At 34.6% G+C, this 18,054-nt stretch carries 14 protein-coding genes; 3 read left to right on the top strand and 11 right to left on the bottom strand.

The features are described 5' to 3' along the window. Nucleotides 1–7 precede the first annotated feature (7 nt). The 7 genes from ACWA1F_RS14870 to uvrC all read right to left on the bottom strand — a co-directional run bounded on the left by ACWA1F_RS14870 (nt 8) and on the right by uvrC (nt 10,270). Nucleotides 8–1,228 (bottom strand): peptidoglycan DD-metalloendopeptidase family protein, encoded by a 1,221-nt coding sequence (locus tag ACWA1F_RS14870; protein ID WP_456894647.1) that lies wholly within the window; start codon nt 1,226–1,228, stop codon nt 8–10. 23 nt (nt 1,229–1,251) lie between these two features. Further along, the gene (locus tag ACWA1F_RS14875) at nt 1,252–2,193 is read right to left on the bottom strand and encodes a tryptophan 2,3-dioxygenase family protein (protein WP_456894649.1); all 942 of its coding nucleotides are present in this window, start codon (nt 2,191–2,193) and stop codon (nt 1,252–1,254) included. After that, nucleotides 2,193–2,963, bottom strand: a complete 771-nt coding sequence (locus ACWA1F_RS14880) for a DUF3108 domain-containing protein (RefSeq protein ID WP_306153555.1) — start codon at nt 2,961–2,963, stop codon at nt 2,193–2,195. Before ACWA1F_RS14880 ends, ACWA1F_RS14875 begins: the two co-directional genes overlap by 1 nt. Before the next feature lie 298 nt (nt 2,964–3,261). Further along, nucleotides 3,262–4,422, bottom strand: a complete 1,161-nt coding sequence (hppD, locus tag ACWA1F_RS14885) for a 4-hydroxyphenylpyruvate dioxygenase (RefSeq protein WP_308068047.1) — start codon at nt 4,420–4,422, stop codon at nt 3,262–3,264. A 220-nt stretch (nt 4,423–4,642) separates the two neighbouring features. Further along, nucleotides 4,643–5,800 (bottom strand): homogentisate 1,2-dioxygenase, encoded by a 1,158-nt coding sequence (locus ACWA1F_RS14890; RefSeq protein WP_456894652.1) that lies wholly within the window; start codon nt 5,798–5,800, stop codon nt 4,643–4,645. 311 nt (nt 5,801–6,111) lie between these two features. After that, nucleotides 6,112–8,469 (bottom strand): patatin-like phospholipase family protein, encoded by a 2,358-nt coding sequence (locus ACWA1F_RS14895; protein WP_456894654.1) that lies wholly within the window; start codon nt 8,467–8,469, stop codon nt 6,112–6,114. Nucleotides 8,470–8,476: 7 nt separating this feature from the next. Continuing rightward, on the bottom strand, nt 8,477–10,270 hold the full coding sequence (gene uvrC, locus ACWA1F_RS14900; protein WP_306153546.1) for an excinuclease ABC subunit UvrC: 1,794 nt from the start codon (nt 10,268–10,270) through the stop codon (nt 8,477–8,479). A 136-nt stretch (nt 10,271–10,406) separates the two neighbouring features. Here uvrC and ACWA1F_RS14905 point away from each other — a divergent pair, with 136 nt between their 5' ends. The 3 genes from ACWA1F_RS14905 (at nt 10,407) to ACWA1F_RS14915 (ending at nt 13,865) form a co-directional block, all read left to right on the top strand. Beyond that, entirely contained in the window at nt 10,407–11,384 is a 978-nt protein-coding gene (locus ACWA1F_RS14905) for a succinylglutamate desuccinylase/aspartoacylase family protein (protein WP_456894656.1), read from the top strand. Beyond that, nucleotides 11,371–11,943, top strand: a complete 573-nt coding sequence (locus tag ACWA1F_RS14910; protein ID WP_456894658.1) for a 5-formyltetrahydrofolate cyclo-ligase — start codon at nt 11,371–11,373, stop codon at nt 11,941–11,943. The genes ACWA1F_RS14905 and ACWA1F_RS14910 overlap by 14 nt, the downstream gene beginning before the upstream one ends. A gap of 371 nt (nt 11,944–12,314) precedes the next feature. Beyond that, a complete protein-coding gene (locus tag ACWA1F_RS14915) occupies nt 12,315–13,865 on the top strand; it encodes a vWA domain-containing protein (RefSeq protein WP_456894660.1) in 1,551 nt (516 codons plus the stop codon). A gap of 74 nt (nt 13,866–13,939) precedes the next feature. Here the strand turns inward: ACWA1F_RS14915 and ACWA1F_RS14920 are convergent, their stop codons facing one another. From ACWA1F_RS14920 to ACWA1F_RS14935, 4 genes are all read right to left on the bottom strand, one after another. Further along, entirely contained in the window at nt 13,940–14,557 is a 618-nt protein-coding gene (locus tag ACWA1F_RS14920; protein WP_456894662.1) for a hypothetical protein, read from the bottom strand. Between the two features lie 46 nt (nt 14,558–14,603). After that, a complete protein-coding gene (locus tag ACWA1F_RS14925) occupies nt 14,604–15,350 on the bottom strand; it encodes a tetratricopeptide repeat protein (protein ID WP_456894664.1) in 747 nt (248 codons plus the stop codon). An 85-nt stretch (nt 15,351–15,435) separates the two neighbouring features. Next, entirely contained in the window at nt 15,436–17,184 is a 1,749-nt protein-coding gene (locus tag ACWA1F_RS14930; RefSeq protein WP_456894666.1) for a BatD family protein, read from the bottom strand. A gap of 98 nt (nt 17,185–17,282) precedes the next feature. Continuing rightward, nucleotides 17,283–18,044 carry a tetratricopeptide repeat protein gene (locus ACWA1F_RS14935; protein ID WP_306153536.1) on the bottom strand — a complete coding sequence of 254 codons (762 nt, stop codon included), beginning with the start codon at nt 18,042–18,044 and terminating at the stop codon, nt 17,283–17,285. Nucleotides 18,045–18,054 lie beyond the last annotated feature (10 nt).

The raw sequence follows: 18,054 nt of genomic DNA on the forward strand, positions 1-18,054 counted from the left end.
AGGTTGTTTACAGATTTCCAATACTGTCCAATTCTCTTTTCAGAGGCTCAATTTGATTCATGAAACGAGTCCTGTCATTTCCAGTCAAAGATTCTCCTGTTGGAAGATTCAAGCGAAGCGCATCTACTTGAACTCCGTTTTTCCAGAAACGGTAACAAACATGCGGACCAGAAGCTAAACCGGTGCTTCCCACTAATCCAATTGTCTGGCCTTGTGTAACGCGCTGTCCGCGGCGAACCAAGATTTTAGACATGTGTAAATATTGCGTAGAGTAGGTTCCGTTGTGTTTTACTTTTACAAAGTTTCCGTTTCCTGCTGTATATCCTGTTGCTTCTACAACTCCAGAGGCGGTAGTCGAAATTGGTGTTCCTGTCGGAGCCGCATAATCGGTTCCTTTGTGTGCTTTCCAAGTATGTTGTACCGGATGGTATCTGTTCATGGTGAATCTAGAAGTGATTCGGCTGAATTTAATCGGAGTTTTTAAGAAAAAGTTTTTAAGCGTTTTTCCTTGATCGTCGTAATATTCAATTTTTCCAGAAGTCGTGTCTCTTTCAAAAGGAAAAGCATAGATGATTTTTCCTTTATACTCAAAAAATGCAGCTTCAAGATCTTCAACGCCATCGTAAGTTTTTCCGTTAATGAAGCGTTCTGTAAAAATTAATCCGTAACGATCTCCTTTTTTAAGTTTAAAGAAGTCAATAGACCAAGAAAATACTTTTGTAATTCTGCTAGCTAATGCTGTTTCGACGCTTTCGTTTCCTAAAGTTTCAGATAATGAACTTTTTAAAACGCCGCCAATCATTTTTCTTTTGAAAGTAACAGGTTTAATTTTTTTATAAGCTTTTGCAATGCTATCTCTCAAGTCAATAACATAGTAGCTAAGTGCGTCTGGTTGGTAAATAAAAACTTGAAGATTGTTGGTTTTATTTTTAGAACGAAGTAATGTAAAAGGTTTGCCGTAACGAATACTTCTTACATTGAAAGAATCTTTTACCTGCTCGACAATATCGTGTACTTTTTTGTCTCCAATATTTTGACCTTGTAGGATCGAGCCAAAAGAATCTCCTTTTGAAATAGTATCATTAACAATATTAAAATCTGCGTAATTAAAACCGAATTCTATTTTTTTGGTTGCTGGTTTAGTAATTTTTGCTTCTACTTTTTCTTCTGCTTTTTTACATGAAAAAATAGAAAACAAGACAATTAAAATTACGACTGCTTTTTTCAAACTTTTGGATTTTTGTGGAGAGATTATTCTTCGTTTTCATTTCCCCAATTGGACAATTCTTCTTCGGTCCACAATTTAGGAAAAAAGATGCGTCTTTGGTATTTTGGATGCATATATTTTTGCCAGTCACTTCCGCCCGTTGCTTCACCGTTACCTTTTCCGCTTTCCAAAATATATTTTCTAGCCGTATTAAGGTGCTGCATTACCCAAGTAATATTTACAGTTTTATCGTAATGACGCATAGCATCGATCAATTCTGCATTTTGCTGATCTTCAATAGGTAATTGCGTGAATTTCTGCCAGATATTTTTTGTTTTAAAGTCTGACATCTGTCTTAAAAACTGAACTTTATATTTTTTCTCAAACTCATTAAGCAAATATGATTTTTCGCCAGTGTGATAATCTTTTCCGGCAGCTTGCCAATATAAATGTTCGAATGAAGTTTCTAAATCGGTATTTTCGTCGAAGTTTGCTTTGTATCTGCGGTCTGTTAAATTGATAACGTCAGTCGAAGCAAATTCGATCATGCGATATTGCGCGCTCTGAAAACCACTCGCAGGAGTAAGCGTGTTTCTGAATTTCATGTATTGGTCAACCTCCATTCCGTTTTCCATGATGCTGAACGAATTGGTAAGCATGTCAAAATATCTTGTAATTCTTGATAATCTTTCGCTGAAAAAATCAACTTGAATGTTTTCTGTATCGGCAATCTGGTCAATTTCCCACAAAATCATTTTAAAGATTAATTCATTTACCTGATGGTACATAATAAAAACCATTTCGTCAGGAAGTGTGGTACGCTGAATTTGCAGGTTTAAAAGGGCATCGGTCTGGATGTAGTCCCAATAGGTAATAGGTTTAGACCAAAGCAATCCTTCTAATTGAACATCAGTTTTTTGATTTATGGCTTGAAATTTTAGATCAATTTCTTTTAAAATCGCTTCAGAATTATCTGTAGGGTTCATTATTTTTTTACTTTAAGTGGACTTTGTAATCCTTTATATTCGTCGAGATCAGCTTTAAGAGAACCTACGGCTAAATCTGCTTTTATTCTAATAGGAACTTTGTTTACATCATCTGTTATCCAGAGTGTTAAGCTCTCTTTTTCTTTAAATACTCTGCCTTTCTGTACCAATGGTTTAAAGACCATCGTAGAAACGGTTCCAAATTTAGTCGTAATATCTTGACGGCCTACATATTTTAACTTAAATTTTGTGATTTCATCATCAAAAAACATGTCGACTGTAATGGCTTCACCAGATTTAAGTTTGTCGATGTTTGGATGGTTTCTTAAAAAATAAAAAGCAGAAACAATATCTTGTACTTCTTCTGTTACAATAATCGTTTTTTCTGATTTGCGTTTATAGTCTTTTACTAAAACTCTATTTTCATTTTGATTGAAAAAACCTTCTTGATTTTTGGTGTAACCGCCTTCGTCAATTTTTCTAACATAACGATAGGGTTTACCCGTTTCTTTGTCAAAATAGCTCTCGTATAAATCTTCTACTTTAAAGAAAAATTTGGACATTCCGGTTGTGTAACCTTTTCCAACAGAGTGAAATACCTTTTTGTTGTTTATTGTCGCATCTTTAATTTCAAGAGTGGCGTAACCAGCATTTACAATTCCATAATGTATTCTAAATTTGAAATATTCTCCAGTATCGAAAGCAGTTTCCTTTTGCGGCGCAAAGGCAAGTGTTGTTAGTGCTAATATAGTGAGGATGAGCTTTTTCATAGTACATTCTTTACGTTTTATTATAAAGATAGATAAATGCAAATTCTATTCCAAATGTATGAAAACAAAAAAACTCAGTCAAAGATGACTGAGTTTTTATGCTATTAACTAACCAAAAAACTATAAATTATGAAATTTATATCAATTCGGAAGGAAACCACCCCTTCCTGATTTGCGAGTGCAAAGATAGATAGAAAGTTCAAAAAACAAATAGCCAAAGTCAAGTTTAACATAACATTTGCAAAAAAAGCATCGTTTTTTAAAGAATTATGCTGTTTTGTATGTGAAAATTAACATTTTACAGCGTTCCTCTCAATTCTTGCTCTCTTTCAATCGACTCAAAAAGAGCTTTAAAGTTACCTGCACCAAATCCTTTTGCACCCATTCTTTGAATAATTTCGAAGAAAAGTGTTGGTCTGTCTTGAACCGGCTTAGTAAAAATCTGTAATAAATAGCCATCTTCATCAGCGTCTACCATGATAGCAAGCTTCTCAATTTCGTTCAAATCTTCTTTCATCATATCCATATGAACACCCAATCTTTCTGGAATTGCTTCGTAATAAGTATGAGGAGGAGCAGATAAAAATTCAACACCACGTGCTCTTAATTGTGATACTGTCTTAATAATGTCATCTGTTGCAATGGCAATGTGCTGAATTCCAGGTCCACCGTAGAAATCTAAATATTCTTCGATCTGAGATTTTTTCTTTCCTTCTGCTGGTTCGTTGATTGGAAATTTAATTCTTCCGTTTCCGTTTGACATTACTTTACTCATCAAAGCAGAATATTCGGTAGTAATTTGTTTATCGTCAAAAGATAGGAAGTTTACAAATCCCATCACTTCTTCGTAGAATTTCACCCAAGTGTTCATTTCGTTCCAACCCACATTTCCAACCATGTGGTCAATGTATTTTAATCCAGTTGATTCTGGGTTAAAGTCAGATTTCCATTCTTTGTAACCTGGTAAGAAAACACCATTGTAATTTTTTCTTTCTACGAAAATGTGAACGGTTTCGCCGTAAGTATAAATTCCAGAACGAACCACTTGACCAAATTCATCTTCTTCTACAGTTGGTTCCATAAAAGAACGCGCGCCACGTTTCATGGTTTCTTCGTAAGATTTTGTAGCGTCTTCAACCCAAAGTGCCGCAACTTTTACTCCGTCACCATGTTTTTTCAAATGTTCATTTATCGGAGAATCTGCTGTTAAAGGCGTTGTCAGAACAATTCTAATTTTGTCTTGTTTTAAAACATAAGATGCTCTATCTCTAACTCCAGTTTCTAATCCGGCATACGCCAATGACTGATATCCAAATGCAGATTTATAATAATGAGCTGCTTGTTTCGCATTTCCTACATAAAATTCTACATAATCTGTTCCTAATAATGGAAGGAAATCTTGTGCTCCTTCAAATATTTTCTCTAATCCGTATTCTACTGATTTTACTTCTTTTGACATAATGTTTATTTTTTAAATCGATTTTTTGATGAATCGAAAGTGTTGTTTTTTTTGATTGTGTTTTTTTACCGCAAAGAGCGCAAAGCTTTGTTTGAGCTAGATTCTCTAAAATCGAAAAAGAACGCAAAGCTTTGCGGACTTAGTTTGATAAAACTTAACTAGAAAATCTTTGTGAACTTTGCGAAAATCCTTTGCGGACTTTGCGGTTAAATTCGGCTAGCTACTCCGTCCAAGACTTATAGTACTGACCATCATCCAATCCCATAGCTTCTTCAGTAACCATAAGAGGTCTGAAAGTATCCACCATTACAGCTAATTCCTGAGTTTCTTTGTGACCAATGCTTCGTTCCATTGCGCCTGGCGCTGGTCCGTGCGGAATTCCTTTTGGGTGTAAAGTAATATGGCCTTGCTCAATATTATTGCGGCTCATAAAATCGCCATCGACATAATATAGTACTTCGTCAGAATCTATATTGCTGTGATTGTATGGCGCTGGAATAGCTTTTGGGTGATAATCGTAAAGTCTTGGGCAGAATGAACAAACTACAAAAGCAGCTGTTTCAAAAGTTTGGTGCACCGGAGGCGGTTGGTGAACACGTCCCGTTATAGGCTCAAAGTTGTGAATTGAAAATCCGTATGGGAAATTGTAGCCGTCCCAGCCTACAACGTCAAACGGATGAGTGGCATAAACCACTTCATGGATCATTCCTTCTTTTTTGATTTTAATTAAAAAATCACCTTTTTCGTCGTGTGTTTCCAATTCGTTTGGCAAAATAAAATCGCGTTCACAAAATGGCGAATGCTCTAAATGCTGACCCGACTGGTTTTTATAACGTTTTGGAGTATAAAAAGGAGAGTACGATTCTACATAAAAAAGCCTGTTATCTTCCGTCTCAAAGTCTATTTGATAAATAATACCGCGCGGAATAATTAAGTAATCGCCATATTCAAACGGAATATTCCCTAACATGGTTCTTAATTTTCCTTTTCCTTTGTGAATGAAAAGCATTTCATCGGCATCGGCATTTTTGTAGAAATAATTTTTAAGCGATTCTTTAGGTGCAGCCAAACCAATAATGCAGTCTTTATTGACCAACATGGCTTTGCGGCTGTCTAAAAAGTCATTTTCAGGTTTTAATTCAAAACCTTTAAATAATAATGATTTTATGTTTTTTCCGATTGCAATTTTAGGTTCAACCGAATAAGAGTTCAAAATTTCTTTAACCTGTGTTGGTCTGTGTACATGATAAGACAATGACGAATGTCCGTGAAAACCCTCTGTTCCGAACAATTGTTCGTAGTAAAAACCTCCGTTTGGTTTTTCAAATTGGGTGTGTCGCTTTTGCGGAAAATCTCCGAGTTTATGATATAATGGCATGGCTTTTTCAATTAGATAATTTATAAATTAGATAATTAGAAAATGTAAATTGTGAACAGATAATCAGCTCATTTTCTAAGTTGGCTAATTATTCAATTCATAGTATTACTCAGGATTTCTCTTGATGAGGAATTGAAGATACTCTAATAAACCTGTCCATTTTGTTTTCATTATAACAAATGTCGTAATTTTTTCGAAGTAAAAATAAAAATTATATTATTTATAACTAAAAAATGTTCTGATTTTTTTGATTTAATTTTTACTAAGCAAAAAAATAGCTTGATTTTGTTGAAGTATTCTCTGTTATACTACTAAAATAAGAATCCGATGCTAAACCAAGTGAAACTTTTTGACATTTCTGGAGACCAAGATTGTTTTACTTCTATCGGGCCAATAATAGTTTCTAAACCATAACCAACTGCATAACCCGTATATTTTGGCATAGAAACCCAGTCAACGGTAGAAAAAATGTCGTTTCCGAGATTGGCAAAATTCGCAGATAAGTTGATATGGTTTTTTCTAAGAATTTCGTAATCCAGTGTAATTCCAGTTTTGATATAGCTGTTGCCAGCAATACTTAAAAAGTCATAACCGTAAAAATAGTTGAAGTTGTTGATTTTGTTATAGCCGTAACCGCCCAAAATAAAATCAAAAAACGGAACACTGCTATTTCCAAAAGTAAAACCTGCATCGGCATCAATTTTAAAAGTGGCTCTTTTAAATAAAGTATCTACAAAAGAAATTTCAGCTTTTGCAATCGAAAATGGTTTAAAAGTATTGGTGTAATCTGAAGATGCCATATACGTCTGCAGATCTGTAGAAAAATACAATCCAGAACTTGGGTAATATTTTTCGTCAAGCGAATCATATTTTAAATAAGCAAAGGCACTAAAATAACTGCTTTTGTCAATTATATTATCTTGATTGGAAAGTGTCGGCGAATTGATTTTTAGGTATTTGTATTCTAAACCTCCGCCCATTAAAAATTTCTGGACAAAAATAGTCTGAAAATAAGCTTGATTGTTGACATCCATAAAATCAACATTAATAAGGTTGACATTTGGAGTTTCGTTTAGAATGTTGCTCAAACTTGTCGTTACATTTCGATTAAACTGGCTTAGTCTAGAACGAAAACCAAAGCTGATATTAAAACCATTTTCGACATAATAATTAAAATCATATCTGAAATTATCTCCTAAAATAATATCTAGAGAAGTAACATCATTTTTTAAAAAGGTCTTTTTATGCGTAAGATTTAATAAAATTCCACTTTTATAAAGTCCGTCATAGTGAAGTCCAAGTTTTAAATACGTCTGCGTTGGATTTTCTTTTAAAACCAAATCAAGATCATCTTTGTCGCCATTTGGCTGAAGACAATACGAAATAGTGCTAAAGTTTTGTGTCGCATTCAGGTTATTAATTCCAGCCTTCAATCCATCATAAGTGATAGTGCTTCCCGGTTTGAAACGAAGTTTACCGCGAATGTATTCTTTGGTATAATTTTCTAATCTGTCGGTATTGATGTTTTGAATTTGAATGGTATCTGATGCAATTTTTAACTTTGGCTTTTTATAAAAGTTATTTTCATCGGTCAAAGATTTGATTTTTTCATAAACAGCAAAAGCGGCTTCTTCTCCTTTTCTGATAATTTCTTCTCCTCGGTCAAATGAAATAACACCAAAATCACGAATATCGGGTTTGATATAAATATCAGTTTCCTGTCTTTTGCCTTTCATTTTTTCAATCGACTGGAGATTCGTAATTTGGACCAAAATTCTGGTTGCGTTTTTTAAGCCTTTTCTATTTTGCAAATCATCTTGCACATCTACACCAATAATAATGTCTGCACCGAGATTTTTTACTTCTTGAATTGGGTAATTGTTTACTACACCACCATCGACCAAAAGTTTTCCGTCAATTTCAACGGGTGTAAATAAGGATGGAAAAGCAGCGCTCGCCATCATGGCCTGAACCAAATTGCCTTTATTGAGCAGTACTTCTTCGCCAGTTTCAATATTGGTTGCAATACATAAAAATGGAATTGGCAAATTGTTGAAATCTCTAACGTGACGTACGTTTCGAGTTAAACTGCTTAAAAGATTGTAATTGTACATTCCTTTTGAAAGCGCTTCTGGAATTCCGATTCTGAAATTGCTGAAAGGCAAAGAGATGGCATATAATTCGTCATTTTTTTTGCCGTAAAAGTTTTTTGACGAACGCGGAATATAATCGTTTATTAATTCGTCGAAATTGGTTTGTTTGAAAATTGAATCAATTTGTGAAGCATTATAACCAGAAGCATAAAGTCCGCCAATTACAGACCCCATACTGGTTCCGCCGATATAATCAATTTTGATTCCGGCTTCTTCCAAAACTTTCAAAACTCCTATATGCGCAAAACCTTTGGCGCCTCCGCCACTTAAAACTAATCCGATTTTGGGTCTTTTTACACTGTCTTTTTTAATTTCTTGAGCATTTATTTCCTGTGAAAGTAAAAATGTGCTGATGAAAAAGAGTGTTGACACGCCCCAGATGGAAATGGAAAACTGCGAGAGGCAAAAGGTTATTTTTTCCTGCCAAAAAAGAGCGACCCAAGAAGCTCCTTTTTTGGTATTGGAAAAAAAAGCTTTTGACCGAGTATTTGAAATGGACAGCTGGAATGGGCGCATACAAATTTTAATTGGTTTTGTAAAAGTCGACAATTTTTTTGGCTTTAGAAACCCCTATCACTGCTGAAATTTCCTTTTCTGTTGCTAATTTTAATCTTTTAACACTCTTGAAATGTTGAATTAACGTTGTCATGGTTTTTTCTCCGATTCCCGGAATGCTTTCGACAGAAGAATTAAGCGCGGCTTTACTTCTTTTATCACGGTGAAATGTGATTCCGAATCGGTGCGCTTCATTTCTTAACTGCTGAATGACTTTTAAAGTTTCTGATCTTTTATCTAAATAAAGCGGAATTGAATCGCCAGGATAGAAAAGTTCTTCGAGGCGTTTTGCGATACCGATAATAGTAACTTTTCCGCGAAGTCCAAGTTCGTCAATACTTTTTAAAGCTGCGGAAAGCTGCCCTTTTCCACCGTCAATAATTATTAATTGCGGTAAAGGTTCGTTTTCTTCTAATAATCTTTTATAACGTCGGCCGACAATTTCGGTCATCGAAGCAAAATCATCTGGGCCTTCTACAGTTTTAACATTAAAATGGCGATAATCTTTTTTGCTTGGTTTTCCGTCTTTAAAAACCACGCAGGCCGCAACGGGATTTGTTCCCTGAATGTTCGAGTTATCAAAACATTCTATATGTCGAGGCTCAACAGGAAGACGTAAATCTTTCTGCATCTGAGCCATAATTCGGTTTACGTGACGATCTGGATCAACAATTTGCAATTGTTTCAGCTGTTCGATTCGGTAGAATTTGGCATTACGAATGGATAAATCTAAAATCTGTTTTTTGTCGCCAAGCTGCGGAACGGTGATTTTGATATTTTCGCCCAAATCCAATTCAAAAGGAACAATAATTTCTTTGGATAATAACTGGAAACGTTCTCGAAGTTCTACAATGGCTAATTCTAACAATTCTTCATCGCTTTCGTCCAGCTTTTTCTTCATTTCTAAAGTATGCGAACGAATAATCGAACCGTGAGAAATCTGCAAAAAGTTAACATAAGCGGCACTTTCGTCAGAAACAATTGAAAAGACATCAATATTGGTAATCTTCGGATTTATGATCGTAGACTTGGACTGGTAATTCTCCAGAATATCAATTTTTTCTTTGATTTTTTGCGCTTCTTCAAACTGAAGATTTTGCGCATAATTCGTCATTAACTTCTTGAAATCTTTTAAACTTTCTTTAAAATTTCCTTTCAAGATTTCGCGAATCGCATTGACCTGTCTTTGATATTCTTCCAAAGGTTCTAAACCTTCGCAAGGACCCTTGCAATTGCCGATATGATATTCTAAACAAACTTTAAATTTTCCAGAATTAATATTCGATTCGCTTAAATCGTAAGTGCAAGTTCGAAGCGGATATAATTCTTTAATCAAATCTAAAATCGTGTATACCATTTTGAAATTGGTGTACGGGCCAAAATATTCTGAGCCATCTTTGACCATTCTTCTAGTTAAAAATATTCTAGAAAAAGGTTCTTTTTTAATGCAGATCCACGGATAACTTTTGTCATCACGCAGTAAAACATTGTATCGCGGCTGAAGTGTTTTAATTAAATTGTTTTCTAATAAAAGCGCATCGGTTTCTGTCGGAACTACGATGTGTTTTATAGTCACGATTTTTTTTACCAAAACGTTCGTTTTCGCAGTATCGTGAATTTTATTGAAATAGGATGAAACCCTTTTTTTTAAATTTTTGGCTTTGCCGACATACAAGATTTTCCCATCTTTATCGTAATATTGATAGACACCGGGATTATCGGGCAAAGTTAAAATTTGAAGATCTAAGGCTGGTTTTTGCATTCTATTTTGTTTCTGAAGATTGTTCGAGAAGCGTTTCAAAAATCATTCCGATTTCCAAAAGAAGCTTAACATTGAATTAGTTTCAAATTTACAAAATCAAAAGAATAATTTCTATATTTAGATTTTATAATTCTACATGAAAAATAGTACTCCATTGGTTATTTTTGGCGAATCGATTTTGCCGGGAGAACACCGAACGATAAACGTCGAAATTGCTCGGCTGCATACTACAACAAAGCTGAATATTCCTGTAATTGTGCGCCGTTCCAAACATGAAGGCCCGACCATTTTATTTTCAGCAGGAATTCATGGCGACGAAATTAATGGTGTTGAAGTTGTTCGTCAGATCATCAGTAAAAAAATAAACAGACCTGCTCGCGGTACAATAATCTGCATTCCGGTTATCAATATGTACGGTTTTGTCAATAAATCTCGAGAGTTTCCTGACGGTCGCGATTTAAATCGTGTTTTTCCAGGGAGCAAAAAAGGTTCTCTTGCCAGCCGTTTTGCGTATCATATTGTCGAAGAAATTTTGCCGATTTTAGATTACGCAGTCGATTTTCATGCGGGAGGAGCGAGCCGTTTTAACGCACCACAAATTCGAATCACAGAAAATAATCCTGAATTGAAAGTTCTGGCCGATATTTTTAACGCGCCTTTTACGCTTTATTCTAAAAATATAAATGGTTCTTTTAGAAAAACTTCTGAAAGTGCCAATGTAAAAATGCTTCTTTTTGAAGGCGGAAAATCTTTAGACATCAATAATGAAATTGCCAATCAAGGTGTTTTAGGCACAAAACGTCTGCTTCATTATTTAGAAATGCTAGATTCTAAACAAATTATGGAACCTGCACTAACGCCAACTATTTATATTAAACAATCGGTTTGGCTTCGAGCAAAATGTTCTGGTTTGCTGCATGATTTTAATCTAGTTGGGAAATTTGTGACCAAAGGAACTATCTTGGCCATTATTACAGATCCGTTTGGGAAATTTGAGCAAAAAGTAAAAGCGCCTCATGATGGATATGTAATTAATGCCAACCATTCGCCAATTGTTTATGAAGGCGATGCTATTTATCATTTATCTAAAACACCCGACAATGCCGACGAGTAAAAAAGAACTTCGAATAGAATATAAAAATTTCCGTAAAGCGCTTTCTTTTGATGAGATAGAGGAGAAGAGTCTGGCAATTGCGAATCAATTAATTCAAATGCCGATTTGGGATAAAATCTATTATCATGTTTTTCTTCCAATTGAAGAGCAAAAAGAAATAAATACCGAATATATTCTGCATCTGCTTTCTGGAAAAGACAAAGAAATCTTGATCTCAAAAAGTGATTTCGATACCAGAAAAATGACTCATTTTCTTTTAACCGATAATACGAAAATCAAAAAGAACGAATATAATATCCCTGAACCTGTTGACGGAATTGAAGTTCCTTCATCTAAAGTGGAAGTGGTTTTCGTACCGCTTTTGGCTTTTGATGTTTTCGGAAACCGTATTGGTTATGGAAAAGGTTTCTACGATAAATTCTTAGCCGAATGTAAACCTGAAACGATTAAGATCGGACTTTCGTTTTTCGAATCGGTAAGCCAGATTGATGATGTTTTTGAATCGGATATCAAATTGGATTTCTGCGTAACTCCAGAGAAGATTTACGATTTCCGATAATTCTTTTCCGCCACGAATTATTTTTTTTCGCCACGAATTCACGAATTTATTTTGAAAGAATTAAATAAAAAATTCGTGCGAATTGGTGTAATTCGTGGCAAAAAAATCAACACAAAGATTTTCGGCAAAAAAATTAAAATAATTCGTGAATTCGTGGCGAAAAAAAAACGTTATCCCAAAAATAATTTTTCGCTAAATGCCTTGTAAAGTCTAGGTTTTTAAATTTTTGTTTCCTGTAAGAAAAACGTTTGTAATTTTTTGGCACGATTTTTAGCCTTCGAAAATTACAAATAATCGCCTCTAGTAAATCCGGAATGCTAGTCCTTATTTGAAGCCAATAACCCATTTATTAATTTTTAAAAATTTACTTTATGAGAAATCTTAATTTCTTTATGATGGCATTCCTCGTACTTACTATTTTCAGTTGTAAGAAAGCTTACGCTCCAGATGAGGCCGCAGAAGCAATGGACATGACAGTTGTTGCAACCGATGAAATTCCAGCAGAAAATTATATTGCCGATCCTAATACAGAAAGCTACGCAGCGTTAGAAGAAAATCCGTTTGAATCTCCGCTAAAAGAACCTCTTTCTACTTTTTCTATCGATGTTGATAATGCATCGTATACCAATATCCGCCGATTTATAAACGAAGGACAGAAAGTTCCAAAAGATGCTGTTCGTGTGGAGGAGATGATTAATTTTTTCAAATACAAATATCCACAGCCAGAAGGCGAACATCCGTTTGCTATAAATACCGAATACAGCGATTGCCCGTGGAATAAAAACAGCCGACTGCTAAAAATTGGTTTGCAGGGAAAAAACATTCCAATGGCAAATTTGCCGGCTACTAATCTGGTTTTTCTAGTTGACGTTTCAGGCTCAATGGACGAGCAGAATAAATTGCCATTGCTGAAAGAATCGATGAAGATTTTGGTAAAAGAACTTCGTCCGATTGATAAAGTTTCGATTGTAGTGTATGCAGGTTCTGCGGGCGTGGTTTTAGAACCGACTTCTGGTGATAATAAAGACGAAATTATAGATGCATTTGACGATTTGCATGCAGGTGGAAGCACAGCAGGAGGAGAAGGAATAGAATTAGCCTATAAACTGGCACAGCAGAATTTTATTAAGGAAGGAAACAATAGAGTGGTAATTGCTACTGATGGTGATTTTAATGTTGGCGCTTCTTCTGATGATGATATGCTGAAATTGATTGAACAAAAAAGAGAATCTGGGGTTTTCTTGACCGTTTTAGGTTTTGGAATGGGGAACTACAAAGACAGTAAAATGGAAATTCTTGCCGATAAAGGAAATGGAAATTATGCTTATATCGATAACATTCAAGAAGCGAATCGTTTCCTTGGAAAAGAATTCAAAGGGTCAATGTTTGCTATCGCAAAAGATGTAAAAATCCAAATCGAGTTCAATCCAAATCATGTTCAAGCGTATCGATTGATTGGTTATGAAAACCGAAAGCTAAATGCAGAAGATTTTAAAAATGATAAAATTGATGCAGGTGAATTAGGAAGCGGACATTCGGTTACGGCGCTTTATGAAATTGTTCCGACGGGTGTCGATAGCGATTATGTTCCTTCAGATTTAAAATATACAAAAACACAGAAAGCAACTGAAAATCATAGTGATGAGTTGGCTACGGTGAAATTTAGATATAAAAAACCTGATGGCAATAAAAGCAATGAAATAGTTAATGTAATCGCAGATAAGAAAACGGACCTAGAAAACAGTTCTCAAGATTTCAAATTCACAACAGCAGTTTCTTGGTTCGGATTAAAATTGCGCGAATCAAAATATATTGCCAACAGTTCAAGTTCTGATATTAAAAGATTGGCAAAATCGGGTTTGTCAAACGATGATGAGGGTTATAGATCTGAGTTTGTGAGATTGGTTGATGCGGTGAATTAATTATTAAATTCCAAAAAAGAAAAATTCCAAATTCCAAACGACAATTGGAATTTGGAATTTATTTTTTTGGACAATTATTGTAATTTAAAATATTTTAATTGTGTATTACCGCATACTAATTCTGATATTCCATTTTCATTTTCTTCTCCAATATAAGTAGCAATTAAACTTCCTGAAGTTTCTTCGATGTAATAATGCCAGACTTCTTTGTTTGAATAGACTATCAACAGTGGATCGGAAGTTAAATTTTCTTTATCTGAAAAAATGATTTTTTCTGTTTTGGTTAAATTCCATTTTTTTGCTTTATCATAAAGTTCATAAAACAATATTTGATCTGGATCAATAGCAATCATTTTCCCGACAATACTATCAGAAGGATCTCTCATTGCCCAAGACTCAGTAGTAAGCATTTTCCAATTACCGGTAATTTTTTGTCTTTGTTCTGTTCTTATTATGACTTTTAAAGAATCTGTTTTTTTTATCGATTTGCTTACGATTTCTTTGTTTGGCCCATAACCGTTTTGAGCTACCGAGAAAAAACTGTACGCGCGGTTAAAATTCCGTTCTTTTAGAGCTTTTTGTCCTTCTTCAAAAAAGTGTTTTTGACGCTGCTCAGGGCTTAATTTTTCTTCCTGAGCATAGATTGCGCAGGATAAAGTAAACAGCATAATTAAGAGTTGTTTTTGGATCATTTGAATGTAAATTTAAATTATTCCAATTCGCATTCTAATAAAAAAACTATTTCACCTCTTTGATGGTAGAAGAATCTATCCAACCTTGAGTTCCATCTGTCAATTCGATTTTTTTCCATCCTGCAATACTTTCCAGCACATACACTTTTGCTCCTTCGTGTAAAAGGATAATACCATTTCCAGATTTTTGAGGTTCGTTTCGAACTTGGCTTAGTTCAGAAAAAACAATGGCCACACGATCGTTTTCAAAATGGCTTTTCTCAGACATTCCAGCCGAAATGCTTAAAGCAAAAGCAATTAAAATAACAAACATTCCAACAAAATAAATTCTTTTTGCAAGTGTAGCGTCGGAGAAATAATAACCAATAAAACTCAATAAAAACACAAAACCGAGCACAACAGAAATCTTTGCCCAGGTATTATAATCAAAAATAGAAGTAAAGTTTTGGATCATTTTTGCAAAACCCACTTTCGGAACTTCTTTGATTTCGTCAATCGTCAGTTTTTTAGCAAATTTCAAGTTGTTTAATGTCTCTGGATCGTTTGGTTTAAGTACCAAAGCTTTTTCGTAATTATAAATCGAAGGCGCAACTTGATTTAATTTATAATAACAGTTTCCGAGATTAAAATACAATTCAGCAGAATGTAATTTATCTTCTTTTATGATGTTCTCATAAACTTGTGCAGCTTCTTTGTATTGCCCTTTTTGATACAATGCATTAGCCGATTCAAAGCGACCTTGCGCAAAGAAAACCTGCGAGATTAATAAAAAGAGATATAGTATGTTTTTCATTTTTTTATAATAAGATTTTCAACTTTGCGAACTTAAATTCGACTCAATCTAAATCAATTTTCTTAGCGAACTTTGCGGTAAAAAATTAAACAATCTGTTTTTCTAATTCAGAAATAATCATAACCGCCTTATCATAATCCTGCTGAATTGAAGCGCTCGATGCTGGTGCATAACGTGCAAATTCGCAGTTTTCAGTCAAAGTAATAAAATTCTGTACCGTTTCTGGATTTGCATTTCTAGACAATAGCAATTCTCTAATATTGTCTTTGCTCATTTCTGAGGTTTCAATATGCAGTTTTGCTTTCAAGAAATTATGCATTGCTTTCTCAAGTGCAATATAGAAAGGCTCTTTGTTGTTAAGATGTTTCTTCGCTTGCGATAAATATTTCTTCGCCAGCTTATTGTTCATTCTAATTCTATTTCCAGTAACATCACTATCCATAGCTTCTTTTTTCTTTCTAGCTAAAATGATAATCGGAATAATGATAAAAGGCGCAAATAGCAATCCTAAATACAATTTAGAATCATAAAAATCATTTTTAGCAATAGGAATTAATGCTGTTTTAGATTTTATGTTTTTGAATTGATCCGCTTTTTCTGCAATATTTTTAGAAGCAGATGCCCCTGTGTTAGCTTCTGCAGGAGTTGGCCCGTCCAAAACATCAATCATAATTTCTTTTGAAGTGATGGTTTTGTAAGTACCCGTACTCAAATCAAAGTACGAGAATTGCATTGGTTTTATCGCATATTTTCCTCTGTACTGTGGTACAATAGTATATTTGTCAGTGATTCTTCCAGACATACCGCTCAGCGAAGTCGTTACTTGTTCATCGTGAACAGGATCGTACATTTCTAATGCATTCGGAACAACTGGTTTTGGAAGCGTAAATAATTTCATGTTTCCAGTTCCTTGCGCACTTACGATTAAGTCTAGGCCTTCACCATTTTTTAGAGTTGTTTTTGATGGAGTAACCGTAAAATTCAATCTTCCGACACCGCCTGTAAATCCTTCTGGTTTACTGCTTTCAGGAAGCGGTCTTACATTAATAGTTTTGGCTCCAGCAGAAACTACTTTATTGTCTTCTGTAATAATCATTTGACCAAACATATCACGACGATTTGTTGGTAGCTGTACCCCAATATCTAGTGAAAGAGGTTCAATGGTAAGTTTTCCTGCTTTCTGAGGATATAAGATTGTCTTTTTCAGGATAACATAATAACATCTCTGACCTTGGAAACTTCCTTCCTCGATTGCCAATTGTTTGATTTCAATGTTCTGATTCCAGAAATCATTGTATTTAGGTTTTGCCAATTCTTTAAAACCTGTAACTCCAATATTATTAAAATACAATTTGTAAACAACAGTAATTGGTTCGTTTAAGTATGGATTAGTTTTTGAGATTTCGGCAACTAAAGTCAATAGTTCATTTCCAGATCCTTGTGGTCTGTCGTTAGGATCTCTTTCCTGTGCAACTGCATTGGTAACCGTAACTTTTATTGGAGAAGTTTTATAAACTTGACCATTGTATTCTATAGCAGCTTGTTTGATAGTAATCGCTCCTTTTCTTTGTGGCTGAAGAATATAAGAATATATTTTTTGAAAAGAACTGCGTCCATTTACCCATGACTGGCTGATTTGCTGGCTTGGCCCCGCAACCATACTGAATCCTTCAAAAGAAGGCTGTTCGAAATTGTCGCCGTCGACATTCATGATGAAATCGATGCGAAGTCTTTCGTTAACTCCAAGTGTGTTTTTGCTGACTCTGGCTTCAAATTGCACCTGAGCCATTAGTCCTTGAAAAGTGAGTAGAAATAGAATTAAATATCTTTTCATTACTTGTTTAGTCGTTGTTTATTTTAACTGTTTAATCGTTTAGCCGTTTTGAATATTTCTTTTAATAAACAATTAACGACTAAACGATTTAAATTATTTTACCAGTCTTTTTCTGTTTTCTTAGGATTACCTTTTACTTTTTGAGCGTTTACTTTGTCCTGAATTTTCTTCTCTTCATTATTTACCGCATCTAACAAATTCTGAACACGTTCTTTTGATATTCCTCCAGGCTGCGGTTTCGGCTCTCCTTTATTGTCAGACTTGTCGTCTTTTTTAGGATCGTTTTGACCATCTTTTTTGTCTTTGTCTTGGTCGCCTTTATCGTCTTTTTTATCCTTGTCCTTATCTTTATTTTTGTCTTTGTCCTTGTCTTTATTTTTATCCTTATCCTTGTCTTTGTCCTTATTTTTGTCTTTCTGATCGTTTTTAGGAGGATTCTCTTTTAGTTTTTGTTTTGCATAAGCATAGTTGTAACGCGTTTCATCATCAGTCGGATCATTGCGAAGCGCTTGTTTGTAAGCTTCAACCGCCTGAGTATAATCTTTCTCTTTCATGAAAACGTTTCCAAGATTATGATAGGCTTTATGCTTTTCAGGTCTTGTTTTGGCATTTTTTATTGCTTTCGCGTAAGCAAATTTAGCTTCCGAAATCTGATTTTGTCTGTAAATACTATTTCCTAAATTGTATGGAGCAGCGGCGCGTTTAGAAAATTTAGATTCCGAAATTCTATAGTTTGCTTCTGCATCAACAAATTTATTCTGTTTATATTCTTCGTTGGCTGCAGGCAATGTTTTGTCTTTCTCTTGAGCAGAAACTGCAAAAGAAACCGTTAGTAAAATATAAAGGAGAAAATTTTTCATTCTAATTTTG

The organism is Flavobacterium erigeronis (assembly GCF_054075165.1).

What these genes read in the sequence shown, in the direction of transcription:
- ACWA1F_RS14875 (WP_456894649.1), bottom strand. Translation starts at nt 2,193, where the DNA reads ATGAACCCTACAGATAATTCTGAAGCGATTTTAAAAGAAATTGATCTA.
- ACWA1F_RS14880 (WP_306153555.1), bottom strand. Translation starts at nt 2,963, where the DNA reads ATGAAAAAGCTCATCCTCACTATATTAGCACTAACAACACTTGCCTTT.
- hppD (WP_308068047.1), bottom strand. Translation starts at nt 4,422, where the DNA reads ATGTCAAAAGAAGTAAAATCAGTAGAATACGGATTAGAGAAAATATTT.
- ACWA1F_RS14890 (WP_456894652.1), bottom strand. Translation starts at nt 5,800, where the DNA reads ATGCCATTATATCATAAACTCGGAGATTTTCCGCAAAAGCGACACACC.
- ACWA1F_RS14895 (WP_456894654.1), bottom strand. Translation starts at nt 8,469, where the DNA reads ATGCGCCCATTCCAGCTGTCCATTTCAAATACTCGGTCAAAAGCTTTT.
- uvrC (WP_306153546.1), bottom strand. Translation starts at nt 10,270, where the DNA reads ATGCAAAAACCAGCCTTAGATCTTCAAATTTTAACTTTGCCCGATAAT.
- ACWA1F_RS14905 (WP_456894656.1), top strand. Translation starts at nt 10,407, where the DNA reads ATGAAAAATAGTACTCCATTGGTTATTTTTGGCGAATCGATTTTGCCG.
- ACWA1F_RS14910 (WP_456894658.1), top strand. Translation starts at nt 11,371, where the DNA reads ATGCCGACGAGTAAAAAAGAACTTCGAATAGAATATAAAAATTTCCGT.
- ACWA1F_RS14915 (WP_456894660.1), top strand. Translation starts at nt 12,315, where the DNA reads ATGAGAAATCTTAATTTCTTTATGATGGCATTCCTCGTACTTACTATT.
- ACWA1F_RS14920 (WP_456894662.1), bottom strand. Translation starts at nt 14,557, where the DNA reads ATGATCCAAAAACAACTCTTAATTATGCTGTTTACTTTATCCTGCGCA.
- ACWA1F_RS14925 (WP_456894664.1), bottom strand. Translation starts at nt 15,350, where the DNA reads ATGAAAAACATACTATATCTCTTTTTATTAATCTCGCAGGTTTTCTTT.
- ACWA1F_RS14930 (WP_456894666.1), bottom strand. Translation starts at nt 17,184, where the DNA reads ATGAAAAGATATTTAATTCTATTTCTACTCACTTTTCAAGGACTAATG.
- ACWA1F_RS14935 (WP_306153536.1), bottom strand. Translation starts at nt 18,044, where the DNA reads ATGAAAAATTTTCTCCTTTATATTTTACTAACGGTTTCTTTTGCAGTT.